This window comes from Pseudomonas sp. A125 (assembly GCF_055409485.1).
The window spans coordinates 15,518-25,063 of sequence record NZ_JBUZVP010000029.1; the positions used below are offsets into that span (position 1 = coordinate 15,518).

Below are 9,546 nucleotides of genomic sequence, written 5' to 3' on the forward strand. Positions count from 1 at the left end.
GATTTGCCGTTGCCCTGATAGACTTCGTGCATTCATCCAGGATCAAGCCAGATCATGCCAGCCGCAGGAGGAAAGGGACTTTCGCTCGCTACACGCTTGTATAAGTCGCGCACCTTGGGATTGACCCTCGGGTTTCTCTGCGTGGCCGTCGCCATCTATCCGCTGGATAAGCCCATTTGGGTCTGGGTGCTGATGGTTGCCAATGCCTTTATCTGGCCGCATGTGGCTTATCAATGGTCGCGGCACTCAAAAAACTCCCTGCGTTCGGAACACCGCAACTTGCTGTTCGACTCGTTCTGCGGCGGGTTCTGGGTGGGCGCCATGCAGTTCAATCCGCTGCCCAGCGCGACCACCTTGTCGATGATGACCATGAACAACGTCGCCATTGGCGGCCCACGCTTTATGCTCGCCGGCTGGGTGGCCCAGGCACTGGGGGGCGGCGTGTCGCTGCTGGTGTTCACCCCGGCGGTGACAACCCTCACCAGCGAAGTGCAGCTGTACGCCTGCCTGCCGATCCTGATGCTATACCCGCTGGCTCTGGGCTGGATCTGCTACCGGCAAGCCATCACCCTGGCTCGGCACAAACGCGAGTTGCTGGCGTTGAGCCGCACCGACAGCCTGTCGGGCCTGCTCAACCACGGCGCCTGGAAAGACCACCTGGAAATCGAGTTCCAACGCTGCCGCCGCGAACAGCAGGGCGCTGCCATCGCGCTGATCGACATCGACCACTTCAAGACCATCAACGACACCTATGGCCATGTCACCGGCGATATCGTGCTGCGCCAATTGAGCAAGGTGTTGCGCCAGAACCTGCGGGCCACCGACCTGGCCGGGCGTTATGGCGGCGATGAATTCTGCGTGATCCTGCCGGACATGCCCCTGAACCGCGCCACCGAAGTGATGGACGCCCTGCGCGACCGCTTCAACTCATTGGCCTACGCACAAGACCCGACCTTGCGCGCCAGCCTGAGTATCGGCCTGGCGCCGTACCGACTGGCACACGGCGACGCCACCAGTTGGCTGAACGATGCCGACCAGGCCTTGTACGAGGCCAAGAGCAGCGGGCGCAACCGGGTCAGTTCGGTGCAGGGAAGTTGGCTGAGGTCGATCTGAGGATCAACAAATTGTTTATTGTCAGGTAGGGTGGAGCGCTACCTTCCAACAAAAACAAGGATCGGTTCATGCTCTTCAACTTCCCGCGTACCTTGCTGGCAGCCACGCTGGCGCTGTCTTTCGCCATGCCGGCCTTCAGCGCCGAACCCCACAAGCAAATCCAGGCCGATTCCGAGCAGTACAAGGCCGACGCCCTGAAACTGCTGGAGCGCCTGGTGAACATCGACTCGGGCTCCGGCTACGAGCCGGGCCTGACCCAAGTGCGTGACATTGCCGTCGACGAGCTCAAGCAACTGGGTTTCAGCATCCAGTTGGTGCCCGATGCCGCCGCGCATAACAGCCATGTGATCGCCACCCTCAAAGGCACCGGCAAAGCCAAGATCCTGTTGATGGCCCACATGGACACCGTGTTCAAGGAAGGCTCGGCGGCGGCCCGGCCGTTCCACATCAAGGACGGCCGCGCCTATGGGCCGGGCGTGATGGATGACAAGGGCGGTATCGTCGCCGGCATCTATGCGTTGAAAGTCCTGAAAAACCAGGGCTTCAAGGACTACGCGCAAATCACCTTCCTGCTGGATGCCAGCGAGGAGACCGGCACCGACGGCGCGTCCGAACTGATCCGCAACACCGCCAAGGGCCACGACGTGACCCTCAACCTGGAACCGGGACGCCCGGCGGATGGCCTGGTGGTGTGGCGCAAAGGCAGCGCCACCGCCGTGGTCGAGGTCAAGGGCAAGGCCGCCCATGCCGGCGTCGCTCCGGAGTTGGGGCGCAATGCGGCGATGGAAGCGGCGCACCAGATTCTGCAACTGGGCAAACTTGGGGATGCCGAGAAGAAAACCACCATCAACTTTACCGTGATCAACGCAGGTGACCGGGTCAACGTTATCCCCGACCAGGCCACTGCCAAGGCTGATGTGCGGGCAGCGTTGCCGGAAGAGTTTGATCGCATCGAGAAAGACCTGGCGCGGGTCTCGGCCAACAAGCTGATCCCCGAGACAGAAGTGACCACCAGCCTGCACCGCGGCCTGCCACCGATGCCGCAGACGCCGGAGTCGGACAAGCTGGTCGCGATTGCCCAGGGGATTTATGGCGAATTGGGGCGCACGTTGACGGTTGAAGGCAGCGGCGGGGCGGCGGATGCCAGTTTGTCAGCCGGCGTGGGCACGCCGACCCTGGACGGGTTCGGGATTGTCGGGGGCAATATTCATACGCCGGAAGAATATGCCGAAGTGGAGAGCGTGGCGCCGCGGATTTACCTGTTGAGCCGGATGCTCATGGAACTGTCCAAGCGCTGATCTGAAACCACCACTGATCCTCTGTGGAAGCAGATCAAAATGTGGGAGCTGGCTTGCCTGCGATAGCGGATTGTCAGTCATGAATTCTTTGACTGATACACCGCCATCGCAGGCAAGCCAGCTCCCACACTGTTCTGTGGTGTTAGTTGGATCAGGTTGCCGTCACCACTTCCCGCGTCTTCTCCCGCCCCAGCACCAAACTGCACAACGCCGGCAAGAACAGCAACGTCAACACCGTCCCCACTAGCACTCCGCCAATCAGCACATACGCCAGCGACGACCAGAACACCGACAGCGTCAGCGGAATAAACGCCAATGCCGCCGCCAGTGCGGTCAAAATCACCGGCCGTGCCCGGCGCACCGTGGCCTCGATGATCGCTTCACGAATCACCATGCCCTGGTCCTGGTTCTGCCGAATCTGGTCGGTAAAGATCAGCGTGTTACGCATCAGGATCCCGCCAATCCCGATCAACCCCAATATGGCGTTGAACCCGAACGGCTGGTTGAACAGCAGCAACGTCGGCACCGCGCCGATCAGCCCTAACGGCGCGGTGGCGAACACCATGAACATCACCCCGAACGAGCGCACCTGGAACATGATCACGGTCAAGGTCAGCAGGATCATGATCGGGAACAGCGCTGCCAACGCGACGTTGGCCTTGGCGCTTTCTTCCACCGGGCCGCCAATGACGATCTGATACCCGGCGGGCAGCTTGGCGATCAAGGGTTGCAGGTCCTTGTACACCGCCATTTCCACATCCGGCGGCTGGGTGCCATCGACGATGTCGGCGCGCACTTCCACGGTCAGCGCCCGGTTGCGGCGCTTGAGGATCGGTTCTTCCATCACCGCCTGGAAATGCCCTACCTGGGCCAGTGGCACCGAAACGCCAGCGCTGTTGGTCAGGGTCATGTTGTCCAGGTTGCCGAGGTCTTCGCGCTGGCTGCCCTGGGAGCGGGCGACCACTGAAACAGTGCGGTTGCCCTCGCGCACTTCGGTAATCGGGTTGCCGGTGAGCAAGGCGTTAAGCTGGGATTTGACCCCGTCGGGGGTAAAACCCAGCAGGCGCAGGCGGTCCTGGTCCAGTACCAGCCGGTAACTGCTGGCGCGCTCGCCCCAGTCGAGGAAGGCGTCGCGGGTCAGCGAGTTGGCGGCGACCACCTGGCGTACGTCTTCAGACAGGCTGCGCAGCACATTCAGGTCCGGGCCGGACACGCGAAATACCACCGGGAACGGCACGGGCGGGCCGAACACCAACTGGGTGACGCGTACCCGCGCCGCCGGAAACTCGCCCGCGGCGATGCGTTCACCCATGCGGGCTTTCAGCGCATCGCGGGCGAGGGCGTCGGCGGTCTGCACGATCAGCTTGGCGAAAGCCGGGTCTGGCAACTCCGGGTTCAACGACAGGAAAAACCGTGGCGCACCGCCGCCCACGTAGGTGTCGACCATCACGGTTTGCGGCTCTTGCATCAGCGCCTTTTCTACCTGCGCCGCCACCGCCTCGGTGCTTTTGAAGGCGCTGCCCGGCGGCATGTACACCTCAAGAATCAGCTCGGAACGGTCGGAGTTGGGGAAGAACTGCTTCTTCACCACCCCCATGCCCACACCACACAGCACAAACGCCGCCACGACCAGCCCGGTCACCCACCAGCGATTGCGCACGCAGGCATCCACCAGGCGGCGCAGTTTCTGGTAATAACGGCCGGCATAAATCGCATCGTGGCCGCCGGCAACCGGCTTGATGTGCGGCAGCAGCTTGACCCCCAGGTACGGGGTGAATACCACCGCCACCAGCCACGATGCGATCAACGCAAAGCCGACGATCCAAAAGATATTCCCGGCGTATTCCCCGGCGCCCGAGCGGGCAAAACCCACCGGCAAAAAGCCGATAATCGTCACCAGCGTGCCGGTGAGCATCGGTGCGGCGGTGGAGCTCCAGGCAAAGGTGGCCGCGTGAATCCGGTCAAAGCCTTCTTCAAGTTTCACCACCATCATCTCGATCGCAATGATCGCGTCGTCCACCAGCAAGCCCAGGGAAATGATCAGCGCGCCGAGGGTCACCCGGTCGAACTCGCGGCCGGTCATCAGCATGATCACAAACACGATCGACAGCGTCAGCGGCACTGCAGCCGCCACCACCAGCCCGACCCGGAACCCCAGGGCCAGCAAGCTGATGACCATCACCACCGCCAGGGCGACGAAGAACTTCAGCATGAACTCGTTGACCGCCAGGCTGATGTTTTTCGCCTGGTCGGAGACCTTGGCGAAGTTGACCCCCAGCGGCAGGTCGGCCTGGATTTTCGCTTCCTGGGCCTTGAGAGCCTTGTCCAGTTCCAGGCCGTTCCAGTGCTTCTCCATGATCACACCGAGCATCAGCGACGGGTCGCCCTGGTGGCGGATGCGGTAGCTGGGCGGGTCTTCATAACCCCGGCTGACTGTGGCCACATCAGCGATGCGCAGCAGTTTGCCGTTGGCTTCCAGCGGTACGTTTTCGATCAGCGCCAGGCTGTCAAAGGCGCCGTCGATACGGATATACGCCCGGGCACCCGCGGTCTCGACAAAGCCCGACGGTGCCACGGCGTTCTGGGCGGCGAGGGCGGCGAAGATCTGCTCGGGCTTGATGCCTAAGGTGGCCAGGCGTTCATAGGAAAACTCAACAAAGATGCGCTGCGCCTGTTCGCCGAGGATATTCACTTTCTTCACCCCCGGCAGGTCGAGCAGGCCCTGGCGCATGTCTTCGGCCATTTGCACCAGTTGCCGGTGAGGCAGGTGTTCGGCCTCCAGCGCGTACAGGGAGAAGTACACGTCGGAGTATTCATCGTTGAAGAACGGCCCGATCACCCCTTTGGGCAACTTCGCGGCTTCGTCGCTGAGTTTCTTGCGGGTCTGATAGAACAGGTCCTGGATCTCGCTGGGGCGGGTGGACTCCAGGTACGTCATGCGCATCGAGACGAAACCTGGTTGGGCGATGGTCTCTACGCGGTCGTAATAGTCCAGTTCCTGCAGGCGTTTTTCCAGGCGGTCGGCCACCTGGTCCTGCATCTCTTGCGCAGTGGCGCCGGGCCAGGCAGCGGTGATGGTCATGACTTTGACGGTGAAGGACGGGTCTTCGGCGCGGCCCAGTTTGCCAAACGCAAAGGCCCCGGCGGCGAGAATCGCGATGATCAGGAAGAGTGTGACCGCGCGATGCTTGACCGCCAGTTCGGAGAGGTTAATACCGCGCATTATCAAGGTTCCTGCCGACGGTTGAGGGCCAATACCTGGGCCGGCAGCAGGCGTACCGCGTCACCGCTGTGCAGCAGGTGCGCGCCAAGGGCGACCACCACCTGGCCCGGGCTCACGCCGCTGTCGAGCAGGGCGTCCTCCTGGCCGAGGCGGGCAACGTTGACCGGGGCAAAGCTGACCTTGTCGTCGGCGCCAATCACCCACACCCCCGTGCCTTTACCGGCATCCTGCAGTGCGCCGATGGGCACGCGGGTCTGTTGCGCCTGGCCGTCACCTTGCAGGCGCACTGTGATGGTGGAGCCGAGGGCGAAGCGGTCGACGGCGCCATGCAATACATAACGGGCGCGGTAGGTGCGGGTGGTGGGGTCGGCGCTGGCGGACAGTTCGCGCAACGTGGCGGTCACCGCCTGCTCGGGGGCGCCAAAGGGGAACGCGAGGGCTTTTTGCGAGGCCTGGTCGCGCTGGTTTTCCGGCAGGTTGACGATGGCTTCCCGGGCGCCGTCATGGGCCAGGCGCGCGACTACTTGCCCCTCGGCCACCACGTGGCCGCGGTCTACCCGAACATCGGTGATGATGCCGTCGCTGTCGGCCTTGAGCACCGAGTAGGTGCGGCGGTTTTCGATCTGGCTGGCATCCGATTGCGCCGAGGCCAGTTCGGCCTCGGCCACCCGCAGGTTAGTGGCGGACTGGTCGAAAATCTGCCGTGACACCGCGCCGGTATTGGCTAGGCGCTGGTAGCGGGCTTCGTCATCCCGGCGTTGGCGCAGTTGTGCCTGGGCCGCATTGACGCGGTTTTTCGCCGAGCGCAGGGCCAGTTCGAAGTCGCCGATATCCAGCACCAGCAAGGTGTCGCCACGGCTGACGTGCTGGCCGGGATCAACCTTGCGTTCGATCACCTTGCCGCTGACCCGGAACCCCAGGTCGCTTTCAGTGCGCGCCGCCACCACGCCGGTGTAGGCGCTTTGCTGGCTGCCGGCGGCTTCGACCTTGGCTGCCAGCACCGGGCGGGGCAGGGGCGCGTCGGCGACAGGATCAGCCTTGTTGTTGCAGGCGCCGAGCAGCGCCATCAGGGCCAGGGGCGTAAGAAAACGCAGGGGAAGAGGGTTCATGTCGGGCTCCGTGGGGCGGGGTGAGCGTGTCGAAGTGGAAAATTACGTACGTAATATTTAGCGCCATATTATGGTCGAAATATAAAATAATCCAGCTCGGCCTTAATCGTCCTGTGTATGGAACGATCAAGGCCGATTTTGCCGTCTAGCGCTGAATTGGTAGCGGATTTAAGGTGTATCCATTACTGGAGACACATATGAAAAAGATCATCGGCATCTACACCAGCCCACGTGGCCATTGGGTCGGCGACGGCTTTCCGGTTCGCACGCTGTTTTCGTACGACACCATGGGCAAGCAGATCAGCCCGTTCCTGTTGCTCGATCACGCCGGCCCCGCCGCTTTCACCCCAACCGAACAACGTCGCGGCGTAGGCCAGCACCCTCATCGCGGCTTCGAAACCGTGACCATCGTCTACAAGGGCGAAGTCGAGCACCGCGATTCCACCGGCGCCGGCGGCACCATTGGCCCGGGTGATGTGCAATGGATGACGGCGGCCAGGGGCATCATCCACGAGGAGTTTCACTCTGAAGCGTTCGCCCGCAGTGGCGGCGCCCTGGAAATGGTGCAGCTGTGGGTCAACCTGCCGGCCAAGGACAAAATGACCGAGGCCGGTTACCAGACCCTCCTCAATAGCGATATCCCGACGCTGCCCCTGGCCGATAACGCCGGCAGCCTGCGCCTGATCGCCGGTGAGTTCGAGGGGGTCAAGGGCCCGGCACGCACCTTCACGCCGATCGATGTGTGGGACATGCGCCTCAAGGCCGGACGCAGCGTGACGCTGACCCTGCATGCCGGTCGCAATACGGCAGTGGTGGTCTTGCGCGGCACCGTGCGGATCAACACCACGGAGCTGGCGCGGGAAGGGCAGTTGGCCGTGTTTGAACGTGAAGGCACGCAGCTGCGCCTGGAGTCCAGCGAAGACGCCATGGTATTGCTACTCAGCGGTGAACCGATCGAGGAGCCGATCGTCGGCCACGGCCCGTTCGTGATGAACACCGAGCAGGAAATCCACCAGGCGTTTGCCGACTATCAGTCCGGGCAGTTCGGGCAGATGCAGCGCTAGCCGGTTTTCTCGCCACCCCTCTGGGAGCAGGCAAGCCAGCTCCCACATTTTGTTTGCGGCGTTCTCATTTCATGCGATCTTCATGGCATTCGCCCTGGAGTCGCCTGGATGCCTTCATTTATCTCCGATCACCCGATGTTCTGCGCGTTGGCGCTGATACTGATCGACATCGCCGTGTGGCGCCTGATCTCTGCCGAATACGGCAACTGGAAGCTGGTGGCACGCGTGGTGATCTTCGCGGTGTTCAGCGCCGTGCTGTTCAACGAAGGCCTGAACCCCATGCAGGTCGCGCCCTATGGCGACAACGTGGCGTTGCACCTGGCGGCCACGGCGTTCCAGATCGGCTGGTGGCTGTTTGCGGCACGCACCCTCACGGTGTTGCTCGGCGCGGTGATGATGCAGCGGGTCGGGCACACCGGGCGGCTGTTGCAGGACCTGGTGGGCGCGGTGATCTTCCTGATCGCGATCATCGCCGCCATGGCCTACGTACTCGACCTGCCGGTGAAGGGCGTGCTGGCCACCTCCGGCGCGGTGGCGATCATCGTCGGCCTGGCGTTGCAGAGCACCTTGAGCGATGTGTTTTCCGGCATCGTCCTCAACACCACCAAACCCTACCAACTGGATGACTGGATCTCCATCGACGGCACCGAAGGCCGGGTGATCGACATCGACTGGCGCGCCACCCAGTTGCAAACCTCCCAGGGCAGCCTGGCGGTGGTCCCCAATTCGTTGGCGGCCAAAGCCAAGATCATCAACTTCTCGCGTCCGGCAGACATGTTTGGCCTTTCGGTCAGCCTGCAAGTCAGCCCCCATGCGCGGCCGCAAACCGTGCTCGATGCGCTGGAGCGGGCGATGCAGGGCTGCCGGCCGCTGTTGGTGAAGCCCGCGCCGAGTGTGGCGTTCAAGACCTCCGCCAGCGGTGGGGTGGAGTATGAGATCAGCGGGTTTGTGCCGGCGATGACCCTCAAGCGTGAGGTGCGTAACCAGCTTTATGACCTGGCGTTTCGGCATCTGCAGGCGGCGGGGGTGAGTTTGCTCTCGGCAGCCGAGAGCAATGCGCCCGCGAGCGTTTCACGGGCGCGAGCATTGTTGGAGAGTTCTTCGATTTTCTCGACCTTGCGCCAGGAGGAGAAAGACACATTCAGCCAGAACATGACGCTGCAAACCTTCCGCGCCGGGGAGATGATTTTGGCGGCTGGGGAAGTGAGTGATCACTTGTTCATCGTTGAGTCGGGGGTGATTTCGGTGATGCTGACCAAGGCCGGGCACAAGTTCGAGGCCGGGCGCATGGGGCCGGGCGAGGTGATAGGCGAGGCCGGGATTCTCTCGGAGCAGGGCGTGCCGGCTGATTTTTCGGCGAAGACGTTTTGTACCCTCTACCGCATCGAGAAGGAGTATCTGAAGCCGTGCCTGGATGCGCGGCACGACATCAGTGAAGCGATGAAGAGCCTGCTGGATTTTCGCTTGCACACCGCGCAGAGCCTGACCCAGGAGGCGCCCGTGGTGCCGGTCAAGAAGGGCTTTATGCAGTGGCTGCGAAGCCGCGCTTGATCAGCAGCAAAACTGCGAGCGTTCCCGCGCGCGCGGGCACGCTCCAACCCCGCGCGTTCCAATAAATACGAAAGTTTCCCAACACCATCCCCTTTGTCCCCGCTTCCCATGTCACCCCCCGCCTGCCGAATCCTCTAATTTCCCAACCCTGCGGGAAATCCCCCGGCCCTGGCCGCGCCCGAGCTTTA

Annotated in this window: 6 protein-coding genes; 4 read left to right on the plus strand and 2 right to left on the minus strand. The window is 62.6% G+C overall.

Annotation, left to right across the window (positions count from 1 at the left end):
- Positions 1-54 precede the first annotated feature (54 nt).
- Positions 55-1,113: a diguanylate cyclase gene (locus tag ACZRN6_RS29120; protein ID WP_464009453.1), complete on the plus strand. Its 1,059-nt coding sequence runs from the start codon at positions 55-57 to the stop codon at positions 1,111-1,113.
- 68 nt (positions 1,114-1,181) lie between these two features.
- Positions 1,182-2,411 carry a M20/M25/M40 family metallo-hydrolase gene (locus ACZRN6_RS29125; RefSeq protein ID WP_464009454.1) on the plus strand — a complete coding sequence of 410 codons (1,230 nt, stop codon included), beginning with the start codon at positions 1,182-1,184 and terminating at the stop codon, positions 2,409-2,411.
- A 151-nt stretch (positions 2,412-2,562) separates the two neighbouring features.
- Here the strand turns inward: ACZRN6_RS29125 and ACZRN6_RS29130 are convergent, their stop codons facing one another.
- Positions 2,563-5,634, minus strand: coding sequence for an efflux RND transporter permease subunit (locus ACZRN6_RS29130; RefSeq protein ID WP_464009455.1), 3,072 nt, complete (start codon positions 5,632-5,634; stop codon positions 2,563-2,565).
- Between the two features lie 2 nt (positions 5,635-5,636).
- Complete coding sequence (locus tag ACZRN6_RS29135) at positions 5,637-6,743, minus strand: efflux RND transporter periplasmic adaptor subunit (protein ID WP_464009456.1); 1,107 nt, start codon at positions 6,741-6,743, stop codon at positions 5,637-5,639.
- 197 nt (positions 6,744-6,940) lie between these two features.
- On the opposite strand from ACZRN6_RS29135, the gene ACZRN6_RS29140 reads away from it, so the two are divergent.
- A complete protein-coding gene (locus tag ACZRN6_RS29140) occupies positions 6,941-7,807 on the plus strand; it encodes a pirin family protein (RefSeq protein ID WP_322146024.1) in 867 nt (288 codons plus the stop codon).
- 108 nt (positions 7,808-7,915) lie between these two features.
- On the plus strand, positions 7,916-9,358 hold the full coding sequence (locus ACZRN6_RS29145; RefSeq protein ID WP_322146023.1) for a mechanosensitive ion channel domain-containing protein: 1,443 nt from the start codon (positions 7,916-7,918) through the stop codon (positions 9,356-9,358).
- The last annotated feature ends 188 nt before the right edge of the window (positions 9,359-9,546 follow it).